Genomic DNA, 19,220 nt, shown 5'->3' with positions numbered 1-19,220 from the left:
TTATTGGCTGACAAGTCACACTCATCAGCGAGGTTTAGTCGTCCTGCCCTATGGCAGCACATTACTGAATGATTAAATCACTTAATACTGATATTTCGCCGAAGGCAAAAGCTACTCCGCTTTAAAGGAGTGTAATCTGTTCATGGCTTTTACCATGTCTTCTTTAAACAGGATCTCAGTGGAACGCACCGCTTCATCGATCGCAGCCTCGATCAGTTCCTGCTCTTTAGCTGGGGCTTTACCTAAAACATAACCACTGACTTGGTTTTTATCCCCAGGGTGGCCAATACCTATGCGTAGACGATAAAAATTTTTATCATTAGCGAGTTTGGCAATAATATCTTTCAAACCGTTGTGACCACCATGGCCGCCACCTAGCTTAAATTTAGCGACCCCGGGTGACATATCAAGCTCATCGTGGGCCACTAAAATTTCTTCAGGCGTAATACGGAAAAAATTCGCCAAGGCCCCCACAGCTTTACCACTTAAATTCATATAAGTCGTCGGGATCAATAACCGCACATCTTTGCCATGCAATACCGCCCTCGCCGTTAGACCAAAATACTTGCTATCTGGTACTAAGGTCACGCCACAAATCCTTGCCAACTCATACACATACCAAGCTCCCGCATTATGGCGGGTCTGTGCATATTCGGCCCCAGGATTGGCAAGACCAACGATTAATTTAATTTCGCTCATGACACTCAATATCGTGATGTTGTCCTATTTTTGCCGTGGGAAATACGGCAGAAATGAACCATACTCGCTAAAAACGCGGCATTTTAGCACTCAAAGCCAAAGTCAACAAATGCCGCATCAATTTACCGCTTCAGAATCCCGAAAAGTTTAAGGTTCAGTTTAAGCCCATAGCGTATTTCAGAACGGTTTGCTTGATAGGTGAATTGATATTGGCCAATTTGAGGGCGCCATTTCGCAGCAATTTCAACGGTAAAATGTCATTACTAAAGCCCGCATAAAAGACATCCATAGTCGTCATCATCAATTGATTATCCCGATATCGCCTATCTTGATACCGAGCCAACACCTCTTTAGACCACCAAGCTTCATGCCGTGTTAATGCCTCTTTGATGACCGTAAGCAGCGCTTCAACATCCTTAAATCCAAGGTTGACCCCTTGGCCTGCAAGCGGGTTTATCGTATGGGCGGCATCCCCTAAGATCACCACGTTCTGCCGATAGTAACTCTGTGCATGTCGGCGGGTAAGGCCAAAACTACCTTTACTCTCAACGGTAAAATCGGCGTCCAAACGCGCAGGGAAATGCTCTCTTATCTGCTCGGCCAGCTGCTTATTATTAAGCTGCATCAATTGCTTAATGCGATTGGCATCATCATACCAAACGAGTGAAGCGTTATTTCCGGGCAGAGGCAATAGGGAGCGCGGCCCCTTAGGCGTAAACTGCTGCCAAGTGACATCCTGTTGACCCTGCGTAGTTTTTATATTGATCAGCATCGCCGATTGGGCGTAATCCCAACCCGTAATCCCTATCCCCGCCCACTGGCGTACTTGGGAGTTTGCGCCATCGGCCCCCACTAATAACTTAGCCACAAGTTTAATATTGGACTGTAAGTGGACACTGACGCTATCACTATCACGGGCAAATGCCGCGACATTATCTGGACAATATAAGGTGATGCCATCCAATTGCGCCATCCGTTGCCACAGGGCAAGTTGAATTAAACGATTTTCAACAATATGCCCTAAATGACTGGCGCCAATTTGACTGCAGTGAAATTGGGTAATGCAACCTTCGAGTTCCCAGGTTTCTAGGCCAAGATAAGGAACATTGCGCATTTGCAGCAGCGCATCCATCGCCCCTAAGCGATCGAGTAATGTTTCTGAGGCAACACTGATGGCTGACACTCGAACATCTAACGGCTGCTTAGGATCATAGGCCTGAGGCACAAAAGACTCGATCACAGCCACCTTAAGACCTTGCTCTGCCAGCCCGATAGCGGTCGCCGCGCCAACCATTCCGCCACCCACTAAAATCACATCAAATGTCAGTTCATCGGGCGCAACCTGGGCCACAGGTTCATTTTGGCTCATCTCAATCACTACTTGTATTCCCTTCTTAATTGCTACCCCACCCCATGGGAAACCACCGGCATTGTATCAAAAGCATGTCCACTTAGGTTCAAAGGTGAGCAAATGTTGCTATAGGGGCTTTTGCTCACAGTTGCTTACAAAGGGAACATTCGCCTTTTTCTATACTCACTACACTCTAAGCGACACCATCGAGATAAAGTTTCATTCGAGCGGAGTAAAACAAATTTAACAACTCACTTAACTAGCCCTAGCCGTATCTAATGAGTTAACAAGTGAATCCACCTTACACCTTAGCGAGGATGTCATGAAAACACTCACCTATTTACAGATAGCAAGTAGTTTACTGGTTTGCAGCTTAATCCCATTGAGTCATGCCACGGCGGCAAGCCCAAGTATGGAAATCATCACAGTGACTTACCGCTCACCGCTCGATTATGCCTTATATCAACATACCACGGAAATATTGAGTGAATTTCGAATCGAAATCCGTGAGGACATTAGCATTCAAGCACGCAACGGTTTGCAGGAAATGGCTAAAGCACAACGAGTTAACCGCATTGAAGTCGCACACGTCACTGGCAAGGATAAAAACCTAGCTTCTATGTGGTTATCACAAACGGCGAAAGCCAACAAGTAAAAGTGTGGACAAAGCTGGTCAGCGGCCCTAACTGCAGGTAAAATGTCGCGCTATTTTTACTGGGCATCTTAGGGCGACACAACTGATGAGTAAAAAACTCCATATTAAAACTTGGGGCTGTCAAATGAATGAGTATGACTCATCCAAGATGGCTGATCTGTTAGGCGAATACCAAGGTTATACCTTGACTGAAGAAGCGTCGGAGGCTGACATTCTCCTGCTCAACACTTGCTCTATCCGCGAGAAAGCGCAGGAAAAAGTGTTCCATCAGCTCGGACGCTGGAAGACGCTGAAAGATAAAAACCCCAACCTCATCATCGGTGTGGGTGGTTGTGTTGCGTCTCAAGAAGGCAAAGCCATTAAAGACAGAGCACAATGCGTCGACATTATTTTTGGACCACAAACCTTGCATCGTCTGCCAGACATGATCGAGCAAGTGCGCCGTGGTGACAAAGCGGTTATCGATATCAGCTTCCCTGAAATCGAAAAATTTGACCGCCTTCCAGAGCCACGCGCCGAAGGCCCAACGGCGTTTGTGTCTATCATGGAAGGTTGCAGCAAATACTGCTCATTCTGCGTGGTACCTTATACCCGTGGTGAAGAAGTCAGCCGTCCACTGGATGATATCATCCTTGAAATCGCTCAGTTGGCAGAGCAAGGTGTGCGCGAAGTGAACCTACTCGGCCAAAACGTCAATGCCTACCGTGGTGAAACCCACGATGGTGCAATTTGTAGCTTTGCCGAATTACTGCGCTTTGTCGCCGCCATCGACGGTATAGACCGCATTCGATTTACTACAAGTCATCCAATTGAGTTCACTCAGGATATTATTGACGTTTACCAAGATACCCCTGAATTAGTCAGCTTCCTGCACTTACCAGTACAATCGGGTTCTGACCGAATTCTCACGGCGATGAAACGCGGCCATATGGCGATAGAATATAAGTCGATCATCCGTCGTCTGCGTAAAGCCCGTCCAGATATCCAAATCAGTTCAGACTTTATCATTGGCTTCCCTGGCGAAACTAAAGAAGACTTTAGTGACACTATGAAGTTGATTGAAGACATAGGTTTCGATCACAGCTTCAGCTTTATCTATAGTGCACGTCCGGGCACGCCAGCGGCGGACTTACCCGATAACGTCGATATGGAAGAGAAAAAACAACGTCTCGCCATTCTGCAAGATCGCATCACCCAACAAGCTATGCGCTACAGCCGCCATATGATGGGCACAGTACAGCGTATTCTAGTGGAAGGTCCTTCGGTGAAAAATCCGATGGAGCTACGCGGTCGCACCGAGAACAACCGAGTAGTGAACTTCGAAGGTCAACCTAAGCATATTGGCACCTTTGTGGATGTGGAGATTGTTGACGTTTATACCAACTCACTACGCGGCAAGTTTATCCGCGGTGAAGATGAAATGGATCTGCGCCGCAGTTTACGTCCAGCGGACATCCTTGCCAAACATAAGCAAGATGATGATTTAGGCGTGACCCAATTTAAACCCTAAGGGTTTAAATCAGTTCAAGCAGTCCCTATATAAAGAAGGGCGACAGGTTTTTTATAACCCCAGTGTCGCCCTTTTGCTTTTACACACTTTTGTTTAAGTCTACCGAGGCAATTGCAAATTTCCGTTAGCAATTATTGATTGTGGCTCGTAAACTGACATTATCTTGCGGTAAAAACATATCGCACATGGCTTTTCCCTTGGCAGTAGGAGCACTATTTGTCCAGTAAATTAACCACTATGAATCTGTATCTCGAACCCGCCGAAACCCGCCGTTTGGCGTCATTGTGCGGTCCATTCGATGACAATATCAAACAGATTGAGCGCCGAGTAGGTGTTGAAATTGTTCGTAAAAACAACCACTTTCAAATCACTGGACTGCCACGTAACTGTTTAAGTGCCAATAATTTACTTAAACAGCTTTATATCGAAACCCAAACAGTGAAAGGCAGTACACCCGATCTCGAGCCTGAACAAGTTCATATCGCCATTCAAGAGGCTATCGCCCTTGAGCAGGACGATAGCGGTGACGATAAAGCCCTGCATATAAAAACCCGCCGCGGTGTCATTAAACCACGCAATCCGAACCAAAGTACCTATGTCGCCAATATTGTGCGCCATGATATCACCTTCGGTATTGGCCCTGCGGGAACGGGTAAGACCTACCTCGCCGTCGCCGCTGCAGTCGATGCGTTAGAACGCCAAGAAGTGCGTCGTATCCTGTTAACCCGCCCTGCGGTGGAAGCCGGTGAAAAACTCGGCTTTTTACCCGGTGATTTGAGTCAAAAGGTCGACCCCTATTTGCGTCCACTCTACGATGCCCTGTTTGAGATGCTCGGTTTTGAGAAGGTCGAACGCCTGATCGAAAAAAACGTCATCGAAGTGGCACCACTTGCCTATATGCGCGGTCGCACCTTAAACGATGCCTTTATTATTCTCGACGAAAGCCAAAATACGACTATTGAGCAAATGAAGATGTTCTTAACCCGTATTGGTTTTAACTCTCGAGCGGTGATCACCGGTGATATCACCCAAACCGACTTACCTAAACATATTAAGTCAGGTTTACGCCATGCAATTGAAGTATTGAGCCAAGTCGAAGAGATCAGCTTTAATTTCTTCGTCTCCCAAGACGTAGTACGTCATCCTGTGGTTGCGCGCATCGTTGAAGCCTACGACGCCTTCGATCAAAAAGAGCAGGCCCTAAAGGCGAAAAAAGAAAGTCACTATCAACAAGTTCAACAACAGCAGGAAGCCCTAAAGCATGAGTCTTGATTTAGCCTTAGACGTTCAGTTCGCCACCACAAGCGACTACCTGCCCACACCAGCACAATTGACGCTATGGGCGAAAACAGCCATTGGCAATAGCATGGAACAGGCGGAATTGACTATTCGCATCGTCGATAGCCGTGAAAGCCAAATGCTTAACAGTACCTATCGTGGTAAAGATAAACCAACCAATGTGCTGTCTTTTCCCTTTGAGGCCCCTCCAGAAATTGAGCTTCCGTTGCTTGGGGATCTTGTTATTTGCGCCGCAGTCGTTGAAAATGAAGCCCGTGAGCAGAAAAAATCCCTAGAGGCCCATTGGGCACACATGGTTGTACATGGTTGTTTGCATCTGCTAGGGTATGATCACATCGAAGATGAAGAAGCCGAAGAGATGGAGTCGTTAGAGACTCAACTCATTGTAAGCTTAGGTTTTACTGACCCATATAAGGAAGAATAATTAACAGAGATAAGATTTATCTAGGTTAATGAGAAAACTATGAGTGACGATATCCCCCCGAGTACGAACGCCCATAAGAAAAGCTGGTTTGATAGAGTAAGTCAGTTATTTCAGGGCGAGCCTCAAAATCGCGAAGATTTAGTCGATGTGATTGATGGTGCAGAGCAGCGCGATCTGATCACTGAAGATACCCGCGAAATGATCAAGGGTGTATTAGAAGTTTCTGATATGCGTGTTCGGGACATTATGATCCCAAGAGCTCAAATTGTGGCGATTCAAATCGACAATACCGTTGAAGAGCTCCTTGCCACTGTGATTGGCTCGGGCCATTCCCGTTTCCCCGTCGTGAATGAAGACAAAGATCATATCGAAGGCATATTGCTGGCTAAAGATTTGATCCCTTACGGTTTCTCCAACAGTGATGAGCCCTTTACCCTCAGTCGAGTGATCCGTCCTGCCGTCGTTGTGCCAGAAAGCAAGCGCGTCGATGTGTTACTCAAAGAATTCCGTTCACAACGCTACCATATGGCGATTGTCGTCGATGAGTATGGCGGCGTATCTGGGCTTGTGACCATCGAAGATATTTTGGAAGAAATCGTCGGTGAGATTGAAGATGAATTCGATCACGATAGCGCCGAAGAAACCGAAATCCGCAAAGTAGGCAACACGGTTTATATGGTTAAGGCTTTAACGCCTATCGAAGATTTTAACGAAGAGTTCAATACTGATTTCAGCGATGAAGAGTTTGATACTGTTGGTGGTTTAGTCTCCCACGCTTTCGGTCATCTGCCTGAACGCAATGAAAGCATTATGATTGAAGGCATAGAGTTCAAAGTGATTAGCGCCGATACAAGGCGTTTGATCCAACTCAGGGTTAAGCTCCCCGATCCTAATATTAGCGAAAACATAGAATAATCACTCGTGCTAAATAACATTCGGGCTTTTGCCCAACAAAAGTCCCGATCTCGCACATTGAGGCTCGTACTGGCTCTGGCTCTTGGTGCCAGCACGGCGCTTTCATTTGCGCCCTATTCCATTTGGATAATCTATCCGTTTGCCATGGCGATTGCCCTCTGGCACAGCCGCACACTTGGCACTAAGGCAAGCTTTTATTATTGGTTAAGCTTTGGATTTGGTTGTTTTGCCGTAGGGATCAGCTGGGTACACGTGAGTATGGACACCTTTGGTGGCCTACCACTTCCCGCCTCTGTTGGCTTAATGGGTTTATTAGCCCTGTATTTAGCCTTATATCCCGCACTGGCTGGATTAGCGCTGGCTTGGCTAACCAACGCGCACAGCCGTGATGGCAAAACTCAGTTCAGCCTTTTGCGTAACCTCGCCCTATTCCCCGCGCTGTGGACCCTAACCGAATGGGCCCGTGGTTGGGTGCTAACCGGTTTCCCCTGGCTATGGGCGGGCTACTCACAGACCCAAGGACCGCTAAAACCCCTTGCCAGTATCATAGGTGCGCTGGGATTAAGCTTTGTGCTAGCCATGCTCGCAGGCGCATTAGCGCTTTGTTTGACTAAGCGCTATAAAAGCTTACTGATTTTACTGCCAATAACAGTGCTGAGTGTTTGGGCTGCACCTAAACTTTCAAATATTCATCCAACGGGTGAAAACGTCAAAGTCGCGCTGGTACAGGGCAACATTCCCCAAAGCATGAAGTGGGAGCCAGAAGCACTTTGGCCAACCCTGTTGAAATACATGGATTTATCCCGCGAACACTTAGATGCCGATATCATTATTTGGCCAGAGGCCGCCATCCCAGCGCCCGAGTCTATGGTGCAGGACTTTTTAGATAATGCCAATAAAGTCGCCAATCTAAACCACACATCCATTATCACAGGCATTATTAGCCACCAGAATAATGAATTCTATAATTCATTGATTGTGCTGGGTAATCATAACCAGAAACAACAAGCAGGCCCTGACTATGAAGGCGATGGCAGCAACCAATTTAAGAAGCATCACCTATTGCCGATTGGTGAATTTGTGCCCTTCGAGGCACTGCTGCGCCCGATAGCACCGTTCTTCAATTTACCCATGTCTTCCTTTGCCAGGGGCGAATATCGACAGCCGAATCTGAGCGCGGTTGGCCATAAAATCGCACCGGCCATTTGCTATGAGATAGCGTTCCCAGAGCAGCTCAGGGACAGTGTCGACCTAGATACCGATATTCTGCTTACTGTATCGAACGATGCGTGGTTTGGCACCTCAAATGGGCCACTACAACATATGGAAATGGCCCAAATGCGCTCGATTGAGCTGGGCCGTCCTTTAGTTCGCGCAACCAACAATGGCGTTACCGCCGTGGTAGATGAAAAGGGGAATATCACCGCATCATTACCACAGTTTGAAACGGGTGTGCTGAGCGCAACGATCCCACTGGTGACAGGTCAAACATGGTTTGCCAAAATAGGCCAAATGCCCCTGCTACTGCTCTGTGGCTTACTCGTGTTACTGGGCCTTGGCCGACGTGTTAAAGTGCAATAGGATTTAAACCATGTATTATCGAGACAACCAAAAAATATCTGGCTTCACCTTAATAGAACTCGTTGTGGTGATTATTATACTTGGGATCTTGGCTGTGATTGCCGCGCCTAAATTTATCGGCTTAAGCAAAGAAGCTCGGGAGAAAACCCTGATGCAATTACAAGCCAGTGTAAAAACTGCCAATACACTCGCCTACTCAAAAACCCAAATGCCCAGCCTACAGAGCCAAGTAGTCGCAGGGCGCGATGATATTATCGACATCGATCTCGACGGCGATGGCACAGTTGATACCCGCCTAAAATGGGGATACCTCGATAATACCGATGTGGGAAAGTGGATCACATCGGACGAAAAATTGGTGACCCAATATCAAGGTATTGATATCACTTATATTGGATATGATCTTAATAACAATATCTTAGTGAATGATGATCAATGTTATTTCCGCTATACTCAGGCAACGGATGCCAACACACCACCGCAATATGATCTCAATCTCCAAGGTTGTTGATGCAGCAATGCCGACAAAATAGATTAGGCCCTGTGCTGATTTCACGGTAAAGTGCCCCATTAGACGTGGCCCAGCTTGACTGCCTCGTATTTCATACCAAGGCAAACCTATGGCTCCCCTGCGTATCCGCTACCAAACACACGAGTTTGGGGCGATTGACATCCATGTTCGCACCCTTAGAGATAATCAAGAATTTCAAGATATTAACGGCGAGGCGGAAAAGCTCGGTATTTCCTCTGCCACTTGGCCATTATTTGGCATAGTCTGGCCATCAGGCCAAGTGCTCTCACACCACATGCTTGACTACGATATTAGCAATAAACGTATTTTAGAGGTTGGCTGCGGAATTGGTCTTGCCAGCTTAGTGCTGAATCACAGGCATGCTGATATTACGGCAACGGACTATCACCCTGAAACCGGTGGCTTTCTTGCGCAAAATGTGGCGCTTAATAAAGGCCGCGCCATTCCCTTCGTACGAACGGGTTGGGCTGATGAAATATCGGAATTAGGCATGTTCGATGTCATTATCGGTAGCGATCTGCTCTATGAACAAGAACACGCTGATTTGCTTTCTCAATTTATTGAACAACACGCCAAGCCGAGTTGCGATGTAGTGCTGGTCGATCCTGGCCGTGGAAATCACGCCAAATTTAGTAAAAAATGGTATTGCTTGGTTTTGACCATTCCCAACATAAACCCATAAATACGGCATTTTTAACCGCGCCTTTTCATGGTCAAATTCTTAACTATTGCCGCAGTTAACCCCATAATGTCCCGCCGCCATTCCTTATATTTACCCCCCTAAAAACAAACGACGCCTAAGCGTCGTTTGTTTTAGGTTCTATGTTAATGCTTAGGGCGTTAGGGGTTCACGGGTAAACTCTTCGTGGTCGCACTCTGGACAATCTGGGACAATACCAGGAAACTCAATGCTCATTTCATGGCCACAGTTAGTGCAGACCATAATGCCTTGGCTGACAATATCACCACTCTGATAATAGCCGTGGTGCTTAAAATCCTGTGTTAACTCATGCCACTCCACTTGGCTACGGTCGGTTATTTCACTCAGCCAGTGCCATAGGGTATTTTCCATGGCGATGACACTTGGGCTATGGCTGATACTATCGGCATTTTGCTCACGCAGAAAACTCGCTATATCACGCTTTAAAAATTGTTCCACTAATGCGAGTTCATCTTCTTTGGCCTGTTCTTTAAGACGCAAAAACTCCTTACCTTGGGTGACTGACTTAAATAAATTCTTTGCAGTCATAGTGTTATCTTCTGCAAATTGGGATTTCACCTCGGTAATTAAGGCTTGATACAGTCCTAGTAGCGCGTTACTTCTATCATTCATAACCAATACTCCTTCATAGGAACCTTTTTAATGCATCGCTTCTAGTTTATTCTATGCAGATCTTATTCGCGCCGATATGGCGTTAGATCAAATAATAGGCGGCACTGCCGGAAATAGCGTGATGCAAGAGCAATATAATCCCTCAGAAATTGAAGCCTTAGTGCAAAAGCACTGGCACGACCACAAAACCTTTGAAGTCACTGAAGATGCAAACAAAGAAAAGTTTTATTGCCTTTCGATGTTCCCTTATCCTTCTGGCCGACTCCACATGGGACATGTACGCAACTATACCATAGGTGATGTAGTTGCACGCTTCCAGCGTCTTCAGGGCAAAAACGTGCTGCAACCTATCGGTTGGGACTCTTTCGGTTTGCCTGCAGAAAATGCCGCGATTAACAACAAAACTGCACCTGCACCATGGACCTATGAAAACATAGAGTACATGAAGAACCAACTGAAACTGCTGGGTTTTGGTTACGATTGGAGCCGTGAAATCGCCACTTGTACCCCAGAATATTATCGCTGGGAGCAATGGTTCTTCACTAAGTTATATGACAAAGGCCTAGTCTATAAGAAGACAGCTTCGGTCAACTGGTGTCCAAACGATGAAACCGTACTGGCGAACGAGCAAGTTCAAGACGGTTGCTGCTGGCGCTGTGATACCCCTGTGGAACAAAAAGAAATTCCACAGTGGTTCATCAAAATCACCGCCTATGCGGAAGAATTATTAAACGATATCGATACCTTAGATGGCTGGCCTGAGCAGGTCAAAACCATGCAACGCAACTGGATTGGTCGCAGCGAAGGTGTAGAAATGACCTTCGGTGTTGCAGGTCTCGATAAAACCTTCGATATCTACACCACCCGTCCAGATACCTTAATGGGCGTGACCTATGTAGCGATTGCTGCGGGTCATCCATTAGCGGAGTTCGCGGCTCAATCTAACCCAGAGCTTGCCCAATTTATTGAAGAGTGCAAAAACAGCACAACATCTGAAGCCGAACTCGCGACCATGGAAAAACGCGGTGTCGCTACTGGGCTTTTCGCCATTCATCCTATTACTGGCAAGCAAGTGCCAATTTGGGCAGCTAACTTTGTGCTGATGAACTATGGCACCGGTGCCGTGATGTCGGTTCCAGGCCACGATCAACGTGACTTCGAATTTGCGAAAAAGTACGGTCTAGCGATTGAGGCTGTGATCAAGCCAGTCGATGGCGAAGTGGATATCAGTGAAGCGGCTTACACCGAAAAAGGCATTCTGTTTAACTCAGGCGAGTTTGACGGTTTAGACTTTGACGCCGCCTTCAATGCTATTGCCAACAAGTTAGCCGCCGAAGGTAAAGGCAAGCGCCAAGTCAACTATCGCCTACGCGATTGGGGTGTTTCACGTCAACGTTACTGGGGCGCACCTATTCCTATGGTGACCTTAGCCGACGGCACTGTGATCCCAACGCCTGAAGATCAACTGCCAGTCTTGCTGCCAGAAGATGTGGTGATGGACGGTATTCAAAGCCCAATCAAGGCCGATAAAGAATGGGCAAAAACCCAAGTCAACGGCCAAGATGCGCTGCGCGAAACCGATACCTTCGATACCTTTATGGAATCCTCTTGGTACTACGCCCGTTACTGCAGCCCACAGGCTGACCAAATGTTAGATCCCGCTAAAGCCAACTACTGGCTGCCTGTGGACCAATACATTGGTGGTATCGAACACGCTTGTATGCACCTGTTATATTTCCGTTTCTTCCACAAGTTGCTGCGCGATGCGGGCCTAGTCAACACCAACGAACCAGCGAAGCAACTGCTGACTCAAGGCATGGTGCTGGCCGATGCCTTCTACTACACCAACGACAAAGGTGCCCGCGTATGGGTATCGCCGTTAGATGTAGTGACCACAGAAAAAGACGACAAGGGCCGTATTACTAAGGCCATCGACAAAGACGGCAACGAGCTGGTTTACACCGGTATGAGCAAGATGTCGAAGTCGAAAAACAACGGTATCGATCCACAGGTGATGGTTGAGAAATACGGCGCCGATACTGTGCGTCTATTTATGATGTTCGCATCACCACCAGAATTAACCCTGGAATGGCAAGAGTCTGGTGTTGAAGGTGCACACCGCTTTATCAAACGTCTGTGGAAACTGGCGAGCGAATATGTAGCGCAGGACAATAGCGAAGCCTTGGACGTTAGCAAGCTAAACGCTGACCAAAAAGCACTGCGCCGAGAAGTGCACAAGACCATTGCTAAGGTGACCGATGATATCGGCCGTCGTCAGATGTTCAACACTGCGGTTGCCGCCGTGATGGAACTGATGAATCACCTGCAAAAAGCGCCACAAACGACAGGCCAAGACAGAGCCATTATCGGCGAAGCCTTAACTGCGGTAGTCCGTTTACTGTACCCTATCATTCCACATGTGAGCTTCACCCTGTGGAACGAATTGGGCCACACAAACTGCATCGAAGACAGCCAATGGCCAGTTGTGGATGAATCAGCCCTAGTGGAAGACAGCAAACTCATCGTGGTGCAAGTGAATGGTAAAGTACGTGCCAAAATCACAGTGGCCGCCGATGCTGACCAAGCCTCTGTTGAAGCACTCGGCATGGGGGATGAGCAAGTGATCAAGTACTTAGATGGCGTGACTGTGCGTAAAGTGATCTATGTACCCGGTAAACTGCTCAGCATCGTTGCCAACTAACATCGTTGCAGTGATAAACGGATGCTGTCCACAAGACAAACAGGAAACCGCGAAAACTTATGCTAATTAAACGCTTAGCTTTCGCAATCATGGCACTGGTCATTATGACCAGTGCCGGTTGCGGTTTTAAGCTCCAACGTAGCTATCAAATCCCCGCCGAGCTTAATCAGTTAAGCTTGAGCAGTTCGGATGAATATAGCGAACTCACTCGCTTAGTGCGTGAGCGGTTACGTTTGAATAACGTCAAAATTGTCGATGCCGCCGATGATGTCCCAGTGTTAAGGCTGATCACCGACTCCCTAGAGCGTTCAACCTTATCTTTGTATCCCACGGGTAACGTCGCCGAGTATGAACTGATTTATTTAGTCGAATTCGCCGTAGCATTGCCGGGCAAAGAGTCTCAGCCTTTCAAAGTTGAAATTCGTCGCGATTACTTAGACGATCCCCGTACCGCGCTGGCAAAGAGTCGTGAAATGGAATTGCTGACGAAGGAAATGCGTATCCAGGCTGCCGATCGCATTCTGCAGGCGATGGCTAGCACTAAGGTGAATTAATGCGGGGCTACGATTAAATGCCGGATATCATTCAATGAGAGTCTATCCAGATCAACTCGCCCGCCACCTTAACCAGCTATTTCCTTGTTATCTGATTTTTGGTGATGATCCTTGGTTAATCGAAACGACTAAGGATCAGATCCGCCAATTCGCTAAGCAGCAAGGCTTCGATGAACGAGTCCAGCTTATCCAAGAAACGGGCTTTAATTGGAGCGACTTAACTCAGGAATGGCAGGCCATGAGCCTGTTTTCCAGTAAGCGCATCATAGAACTCAACCTACCAAACGCTAAACCCGGTGCCGATGGTTCAACCACGTTGCAGGCGCTATTGCAAACGCCCAATCCCGATATGCTGTTGATTATCGAGGGCCCAAAGCTTGCTACCGAGCAAACCAACAGCAAATGGTTTAAGGCCTTAGATGCCCATGGCATGTATCTGCCCTGCGCCACGCCCGAAGGCGATCAGTTTATGCGCTGGCTCGACTCACGTATCAAGCATTTTAAGCTCAATCTGCAAAATGATGCCCGTACTATGCTGTATTCCCTCTATGAAGGGAATCTATTGGCCGCCGATCAAGCCATGCAACTATTGCAACTACTCAGCCCAACTCGCCCCGTCAGTGCCGATGAGTTAAACCATTACTTTGAAGATCAATCCCGCTTTACCGTGTTTCAACTCACCGATGCCCTACTGACCAATCAGCAACAAAGTGCCCAGCACATGCTTGGACAACTTAATGGCGAAGGCACAGCACTGCCAATCCTGCTGTGGGCACTCTTTAAGGAGCTACACCTCCTGCTTACGTTAAAGAGTGAACAGGCACAAGGCGCAGCGTTAAATGCACTTTGGAGTAAACACCGTATTTGGGATAAGCGTAAACCCCTCTACCAAGCGGCACTGCAACGACTGACACTCGAACAGATTGAGCATATGTTAGCGTTTGCCTCCAAGCTTGAGCTGAATTTAAAGCAGCACGGTAGGGAAGATTGGACAGGACTGAGCCATCTGTGTCTTTTATTCGATCCCAAAGCACATCGGCATTTGGCACATATAGCCATAGATTAATCATAGGTTAACCAAAGAGTTGATATGCGCATTGGTATTTTAGGCGGCACCTTCGACCCCATACATTACGGCCATATTCACCCTGCCATGGAGGTGAAACAAGCGCTGGGCTTAGATAAAATACTGCTGATGCCCAACCATATTCCTCCCCATAAACAGCAACCACACTCCACCACGGCGCAACGCTTAGACATGGTGGCGGATGTCTGTACTCAGCTCGATGGCTTTGAGCTTTGCGATATCGAAGCGAAACGAAATACGCCTTCCTATACCGTCGTGACGCTAAAACAACTGCATAAACAATATCCCAATGATGAGTTGTTTTTCATCATGGGAATGGACTCATTTATTCATCTACAGAGCTGGCATAAATGGCAACAACTATTTGAATTTTCAAACCTTGTGATTTGTCAGCGCCCCGGTTGGCAGTTAGCCAAGGGTCATCCAATGCAGCAAGTACTTAGCGCACGCCACGAAACCATTGATGCCCTTAAAAAGGCAGAACTACCGCACACACCAGTCCTTGGCCGTATTTTCACCGTCGATATCACCCCCCGGGATATCTCTTCAACCCAAATACGCTCACTGTTAACTCAGGGGGAAATACCACAGGACACCCTGATGCCAACAACATTAAATTACATTAAAAAACAACGACTTTACTTAGCTTGATTCAATATTAACCCAGATATAGTAAACTCGAACGCCGATCCAATGTATTCCATGGCCCAACACTGATATACTACCGCGCTATTTAAAATTATTGAGGTACATCAGCGTGCAGAGCGCCGAATTAAAGCAGTTCGTAGTCGACAAGATCGACGACTTAAAAGCCAGAGATGTGGTAGTTATCGATGTTAGCAAGCAATCTAACATTACTGACTATATGGTAATTTGTTCAGGAACATCAAAGACTCATGTTAAAGCTATCGCCGAAAACCTAGTCGTTGAAGCTAAAGCCGCGGGCATTCCACCTATTGGTGTAGAAGGTCGTGATAGCAGCGAATGGGTGCTTGTAGATATGGGCAACGTGATCCTGCACGTTATGCAAGATCAAACCCGCGATTTCTACCAGCTTGAAAAACTCTGGTCAGAAAAGCAAGCCTGATGAAGTTGCAACTCATCGCAGTAGGAACACGGATGCCCGATTGGGTTACCCGTGGTTTCGAAGAATACCAGCGCCGCTTTCCCCGTGATATGGCGCTGGAGCTTATCGAAATACCCGCAGGAAAGCGGGGGAAAAATGCCGACATAGTCCGGATCCTGCAAAAGGAAGGCGAACAAATGTTGGCAGCCATTCCCAAAGGCAATCATATTGTTAGCTTAGATCTTCCCGGTAAAAACTGGACAACCCCAGAGCTAGCAACTGCGCTGAACAAGTGGCAACTCGATGGCAGAGATGTGAGTCTACTGGTTGGAGGCCCCGAGGGTTTAGCCCCCGCCTGTAAAGAAGCTGCGCACCAAAGTTGGTGCCTATCGGCATTAACCTTACCCCACCCACTGGTGCGGATTGTGGTGGCCGAAAGCTTATACCGCGCGTGGAGCGTGAATACCAATCACCCCTACCATAGAGAATAGCGGGATCTTGATGTTAACGAGTGTCAACCACCCGTCATGGGATCAGCCGGAGAGAGCATAAGTGTCGCCAAAAAAGCGGATAACAATGCATGATCACGCCGCCGAGGCGTCACTTTTTAAGCGCCGTGCGCTATTCACTTTTCTGTGTGTTATCGTCCTATTGAGCGTGTTAGTCACCAACCTTTACCACCTACAGGTTGAATCCTATAAAGATTACGCAACTCGCTCTAATGAGAACCGCATTCGTGTCGTTCCAATCGCCCCCAGTCGTGGTCTCATTTACGACCGGAACGGGGTACTTTTAGCCGAAAACCAACCTTTTTACTCCCTCGAACTGATCCCCGAAAAAATCACCAATATGTCCGAAACCTTGGACGAACTCGGTCAGTTAATAGAGATCAGTGATGATGAACGTGAAACCTTCACCGAAGCACTCAAATTTCATCGCCGCTTTAAGCCGCTTACCCTGAAGAATCAGCTGACCGAGGAGCAGGTCGCTATTTTCAGCGTGAACCAACATCGCTTTCCGGGGATTACCGTCGAGGCGGGGTTAAAGCGTAATTATCCCTACGAGAGCCAGCTCACTCACGTCCTCGGCTATGTCGGAAAAATTAATACTCGAGATCGCGCCCAACTAGAGCGCAGCGATCAATGGAAAAACTATGCCGCGACTAAAGATATTGGTAAGCAAGGCATTGAAAAATTTTATGAATCCTTACTGCATGGCACGCCTGGTCACCTCGAAGAGGAAGTGAACAACCGCGGTCGAACTATCCGTACCTTACGCATAGTCCCGCCCGAACCCGGACAGGATATTTATCTAACCCTCGATCTCCAATTACAACAAAAGGCTGTGGAGTTACTCCAGGGCCACAAAGGTTCAATCGTAGCCATAGACCCAAGGGATGGCGGCATTTTAGCCTTAGTGTCGAGTCCAAGTTATGATCCAAACCAATTCGTTCAAGGGATTAATAGCAAAGATTACAGCGATTTACTCAATGATAAATCACGTCCCTTGATCAACAGAGCCACCCAAGGCCAATACGCCCCCGCATCGACGGTTAAACCTATCATGGCCCTACTCGGCCTCGATGAAAAAGCCGTGACCGAGCATACCCGTGTTTGGGATCCTGGCTTTTGGCAGATCCCAGGGGTGGAGCGAAAGTACCGCGACTGGAAGCGTTGGGGACACGGTTGGGTCAACGTCTACAGCGCGATTGTCGAATCCTGTGATACCTATTTCTATGAGTTAGCTTATAAAATCGGTGTTGACCCTATCGCCCGTTTTATGGAGCAGTTTGGCTTTGGGCAAAACACGGGCATAGATATTTTTGAGGAATCGGCGGGCAATATGCCCTCTAAAGACTGGAAACGCTTAAAGTACAATCAGGCTTGGTATATTGGCGATACGATTTCTGTGGGTATCGGTCAGGGTTACTGGACGGCGACCCCATTGCAATTGGCGAATGCCACCGCAATTTTAGCGAATAAGGGACACCGTTTTCCGCCGCATCTGCTTAAATCAATCAAGGACAATACGGCTAAAATTGACTCGCCAATTAACGAGTTACCACCTATTGAGCTTAAAAATTCGCGCAATTGGAATATTATCAACGAAGCCATGCGCCAAACCGCGCACAAATCCCGCTTCACCGACGCCACTTACACCGCCGCGATGAAAACAGGTACGGCTCAGGTCATTGGCGTGGCAGAGAATACTAAGTACGATGCCAATAAAATTGCCGAGCATTTCCGTGACAATGCCCTAGTGGTGGCCTACGCCCCCTTCGAAGAACCCAAGATTGTCCTCGCCGTTGTGATGGAAAACGCTGGCTGGGGTGGTGCTAACGCAGGTCCTGTCGCCCGCGCTATGCTCGATGAATATATGCTTAGAGACACTTGGAAACCAACGCCATGAGTGCCCATCAACGTCAAAATATCTGGCAACGCCTGCACATAGATCTACCGCTCTTACTCGGCCTGTTCGCGGTGATGGGCTTTGGTCTCTTCGTGATCTATTCCGCCAGCGGTGAAGATCTTGGCATGATGGAGCGGCAGCTGTTTCGTATGATGTTGTCCCTTGGGATCATGTTTACTATGGCGCAAATCAATCCAGAGGCGTTGAAACGTTGGGCGCTGCCGATTTATCTTGCGGGTATAGTCCTGTTACTTGGGGTGCATTTTTTTGGTGAAATCAATAAAGGTGCGCAACGCTGGTTGAACTTAGGCTTTATGGAGTTTCAGCCATCGGAGCTAATTAAGCTCGCCTTCCCGATCACTATGGCCTGGTATATCAGTAAGTTCCCGCTACCGCCTAAGAAACGCTATCTGGCGGGTGCGGCCGTTATTCTTCTGGTACCAACCTTGCTCATTGCAAAGCAACCCGATCTTGGCACTTCGATTCTGGTGGCCGCATCGGGAATATTCGTATTGTTTTTATCGGGTATGAGCTGGGCTATTGTCGGCGGATTTGTTGCCGCGGTATTAGCATTTTTACCTATCCTTTGGTACTTCTTGATGCACGATTACCAAAGAACGCGGGTATTAACCTTACTCGACCCTGAGCAAGATCCCCTCGGTGCGGGTTACCATATTATTCAGTCAAAAATTGCCATCGGCTCTGGGGGACTTTGGGGTAAAGGCTGGCTCGATGGCACTCAGTCGCAGCTTGAGTTTATCCCCGAGCGTCATACGGATTTTATCTTCGCGGTGATCGGAGAAGAGTTTGGCTTGATCGGCAGTATTTTACTGCTCATCATGTATCTCTATATCATTGGTCGCGGCTTAGTCATTGCCTCACGAGCACAAACCAGCTTTGCTCGGTTATTGGCCGGGAGTATCACATTAACTTTCTTCGTGTATGTTTTTGTGAATATAGGCATGGTTTCAGGTATCCTGCCCGTAGTGGGTGTACCTTTGCCCCTTGTGAGCTATGGTGGCACCTCAATGCTGACATTGATGACAGGGTTTGGCATTCTAATGAGCATTCATACCCATAGACGTTTTGTAGATAGATAATTTT

Annotated in this window: 18 protein-coding genes and 1 pseudogene; 16 read left to right on the top strand and 3 right to left on the bottom strand. The window is 47.5% G+C overall.

Features of this window, described 5'->3' with window-relative positions:
* Positions 1-111 precede the first annotated feature (111 nt).
* On the bottom strand, positions 112-699 hold the full coding sequence (gene pth, locus SOHN41_RS04270) for an aminoacyl-tRNA hydrolase (protein ID WP_007646000.1): 588 nt from the start codon (positions 697-699) through the stop codon (positions 112-114).
* 154 nt (positions 700-853) lie between these two features.
* A complete protein-coding gene (locus SOHN41_RS04265) occupies positions 854-2,068 on the bottom strand; it encodes an FAD-dependent monooxygenase (RefSeq protein ID WP_083820739.1) in 1,215 nt (404 codons plus the stop codon).
* 304 nt (positions 2,069-2,372) lie between these two features.
* Between SOHN41_RS04265 and SOHN41_RS04260 the strand changes: the two genes are divergently transcribed.
* The 8 genes and pseudogenes from SOHN41_RS04260 to SOHN41_RS04225 all read left to right on the top strand — a co-directional run bounded on the left by SOHN41_RS04260 (position 2,373) and on the right by SOHN41_RS04225 (position 9,707).
* A complete protein-coding gene (locus tag SOHN41_RS04260) occupies positions 2,373-2,705 on the top strand; it encodes a hypothetical protein (protein WP_007645996.1) in 333 nt (110 codons plus the stop codon).
* 85 nt (positions 2,706-2,790) lie between these two features.
* Entirely contained in the window at positions 2,791-4,215 is a 1,425-nt protein-coding gene (gene miaB / locus SOHN41_RS04255) for a tRNA (N6-isopentenyl adenosine(37)-C2)-methylthiotransferase MiaB (RefSeq protein WP_007645993.1), read from the top strand.
* Positions 4,216-4,431: 216 nt separating this feature from the next.
* Positions 4,432-5,487: a PhoH family protein gene (locus tag SOHN41_RS04250; protein WP_007645991.1), complete on the top strand. Its 1,056-nt coding sequence runs from the start codon at positions 4,432-4,434 to the stop codon at positions 5,485-5,487.
* Positions 5,477-5,938 (top strand): rRNA maturation RNase YbeY, encoded by a 462-nt coding sequence (gene ybeY, locus SOHN41_RS04245; RefSeq protein ID WP_007645989.1) that lies wholly within the window; start codon positions 5,477-5,479, stop codon positions 5,936-5,938. The genes SOHN41_RS04250 and ybeY overlap by 11 nt, the downstream gene beginning before the upstream one ends.
* Positions 5,939-5,977: 39 nt before the next feature.
* Positions 5,978-6,853 (top strand): CNNM family magnesium/cobalt transport protein CorC, encoded by an 876-nt coding sequence (gene corC, locus SOHN41_RS04240; protein ID WP_007645985.1) that lies wholly within the window; start codon positions 5,978-5,980, stop codon positions 6,851-6,853.
* 6 nt (positions 6,854-6,859) lie between these two features.
* Complete coding sequence (gene lnt / locus SOHN41_RS04235; protein WP_037458027.1) at positions 6,860-8,434, top strand: apolipoprotein N-acyltransferase; 1,575 nt, start codon at positions 6,860-6,862, stop codon at positions 8,432-8,434.
* A 10-nt stretch (positions 8,435-8,444) separates the two neighbouring features.
* Positions 8,445-8,945, top strand: a complete 501-nt coding sequence (locus SOHN41_RS04230; RefSeq protein ID WP_007645982.1) for a type II secretion system protein — start codon at positions 8,445-8,447, stop codon at positions 8,943-8,945.
* Positions 8,946-9,054: 109 nt separating this feature from the next.
* Positions 9,055-9,707: pseudogene (locus SOHN41_RS04225) on the top strand (class I SAM-dependent methyltransferase).
* A 91-nt stretch (positions 9,708-9,798) separates the two neighbouring features.
* Here the strand turns inward: SOHN41_RS04225 and SOHN41_RS04220 are convergent.
* Positions 9,799-10,299 (bottom strand): zinc ribbon-containing protein, encoded by a 501-nt coding sequence (locus SOHN41_RS04220; protein ID WP_007645977.1) that lies wholly within the window; start codon positions 10,297-10,299, stop codon positions 9,799-9,801.
* Between the two features lie 121 nt (positions 10,300-10,420).
* On the opposite strand from SOHN41_RS04220, the gene leuS reads away from it, so the two are divergent.
* The 8 genes from leuS (at position 10,421) to rodA (ending at position 19,216) form a co-directional block, all read left to right on the top strand.
* The gene (leuS, locus tag SOHN41_RS04215; protein ID WP_037458153.1) at positions 10,421-13,000 is read left to right on the top strand and encodes a leucine--tRNA ligase; all 2,580 of its coding nucleotides are present in this window, start codon (positions 10,421-10,423) and stop codon (positions 12,998-13,000) included.
* Between the two features lie 59 nt (positions 13,001-13,059).
* The gene (gene lptE, locus SOHN41_RS04210) at positions 13,060-13,554 is read left to right on the top strand and encodes an LPS assembly lipoprotein LptE (RefSeq protein ID WP_007645972.1); all 495 of its coding nucleotides are present in this window, start codon (positions 13,060-13,062) and stop codon (positions 13,552-13,554) included.
* A gap of 34 nt (positions 13,555-13,588) precedes the next feature.
* Entirely contained in the window at positions 13,589-14,620 is a 1,032-nt protein-coding gene (holA, locus tag SOHN41_RS04205; RefSeq protein ID WP_007645970.1) for a DNA polymerase III subunit delta, read from the top strand.
* Positions 14,621-14,644: 24 nt separating this feature from the next.
* On the top strand, positions 14,645-15,292 hold the full coding sequence (gene nadD, locus SOHN41_RS04200) for a nicotinate-nucleotide adenylyltransferase (protein WP_007645968.1): 648 nt from the start codon (positions 14,645-14,647) through the stop codon (positions 15,290-15,292).
* A gap of 106 nt (positions 15,293-15,398) precedes the next feature.
* Positions 15,399-15,728, top strand: coding sequence for a ribosome silencing factor (gene rsfS, locus SOHN41_RS04195; protein WP_007645966.1), 330 nt, complete (start codon positions 15,399-15,401; stop codon positions 15,726-15,728).
* On the top strand, positions 15,728-16,198 hold the full coding sequence (gene rlmH, locus SOHN41_RS04190) for a 23S rRNA (pseudouridine(1915)-N(3))-methyltransferase RlmH (protein WP_037458025.1): 471 nt from the start codon (positions 15,728-15,730) through the stop codon (positions 16,196-16,198). The genes rsfS and rlmH overlap by 1 nt, the downstream gene beginning before the upstream one ends.
* 61 nt (positions 16,199-16,259) lie before the next feature.
* A complete protein-coding gene (mrdA, locus tag SOHN41_RS04185; RefSeq protein ID WP_037458023.1) occupies positions 16,260-18,116 on the top strand; it encodes a penicillin-binding protein 2 in 1,857 nt (618 codons plus the stop codon).
* Positions 18,113-19,216 (top strand): rod shape-determining protein RodA, encoded by a 1,104-nt coding sequence (gene rodA / locus SOHN41_RS04180; RefSeq protein WP_007645962.1) that lies wholly within the window; start codon positions 18,113-18,115, stop codon positions 19,214-19,216. Before mrdA ends, rodA begins: the two co-directional genes overlap by 4 nt.
* The last annotated feature ends 4 nt before the right edge of the window (positions 19,217-19,220 follow it).

Origin of the sequence: Shewanella sp. HN-41 (assembly GCF_000217915.1) — a bacterium.
Classification (GTDB): Bacteria; Pseudomonadota; Gammaproteobacteria; order Enterobacterales; family Shewanellaceae; genus Shewanella.
This window is presented reverse-complemented; position numbering and strand designations above follow the sequence as displayed.

What these genes read in the sequence shown, in the direction of transcription:
- pth (WP_007646000.1), bottom strand. Translation starts at nt 699, where the DNA reads ATGAGCGAAATTAAATTAATCGTTGGTCTTGCCAATCCTGGGGCCGAA.
- SOHN41_RS04265 (WP_083820739.1), bottom strand. Translation starts at nt 2,068, where the DNA reads ATGAGCCAAAATGAACCTGTGGCCCAGGTTGCGCCCGATGAACTGACA.
- SOHN41_RS04260 (WP_007645996.1), top strand. Translation starts at nt 2,373, where the DNA reads ATGAAAACACTCACCTATTTACAGATAGCAAGTAGTTTACTGGTTTGC.
- miaB (WP_007645993.1), top strand. Translation starts at nt 2,791, where the DNA reads ATGAGTAAAAAACTCCATATTAAAACTTGGGGCTGTCAAATGAATGAG.
- ybeY (WP_007645989.1), top strand. Translation starts at nt 5,477, where the DNA reads ATGAGTCTTGATTTAGCCTTAGACGTTCAGTTCGCCACCACAAGCGAC.
- corC (WP_007645985.1), top strand. Translation starts at nt 5,978, where the DNA reads ATGAGTGACGATATCCCCCCGAGTACGAACGCCCATAAGAAAAGCTGG.
- SOHN41_RS04230 (WP_007645982.1), top strand. Translation starts at nt 8,445, where the DNA reads ATGTATTATCGAGACAACCAAAAAATATCTGGCTTCACCTTAATAGAA.
- SOHN41_RS04220 (WP_007645977.1), bottom strand. Translation starts at nt 10,299, where the DNA reads ATGAATGATAGAAGTAACGCGCTACTAGGACTGTATCAAGCCTTAATT.
- leuS (WP_037458153.1), top strand. Translation starts at nt 10,421, where the DNA reads ATGCAAGAGCAATATAATCCCTCAGAAATTGAAGCCTTAGTGCAAAAG.
- lptE (WP_007645972.1), top strand. Translation starts at nt 13,060, where the DNA reads ATGCTAATTAAACGCTTAGCTTTCGCAATCATGGCACTGGTCATTATG.
- holA (WP_007645970.1), top strand. Translation starts at nt 13,589, where the DNA reads ATGAGAGTCTATCCAGATCAACTCGCCCGCCACCTTAACCAGCTATTT.
- nadD (WP_007645968.1), top strand. Translation starts at nt 14,645, where the DNA reads ATGCGCATTGGTATTTTAGGCGGCACCTTCGACCCCATACATTACGGC.
- rlmH (WP_037458025.1), top strand. Translation starts at nt 15,728, where the DNA reads ATGAAGTTGCAACTCATCGCAGTAGGAACACGGATGCCCGATTGGGTT.
- rodA (WP_007645962.1), top strand. Translation starts at nt 18,113, where the DNA reads ATGAGTGCCCATCAACGTCAAAATATCTGGCAACGCCTGCACATAGAT.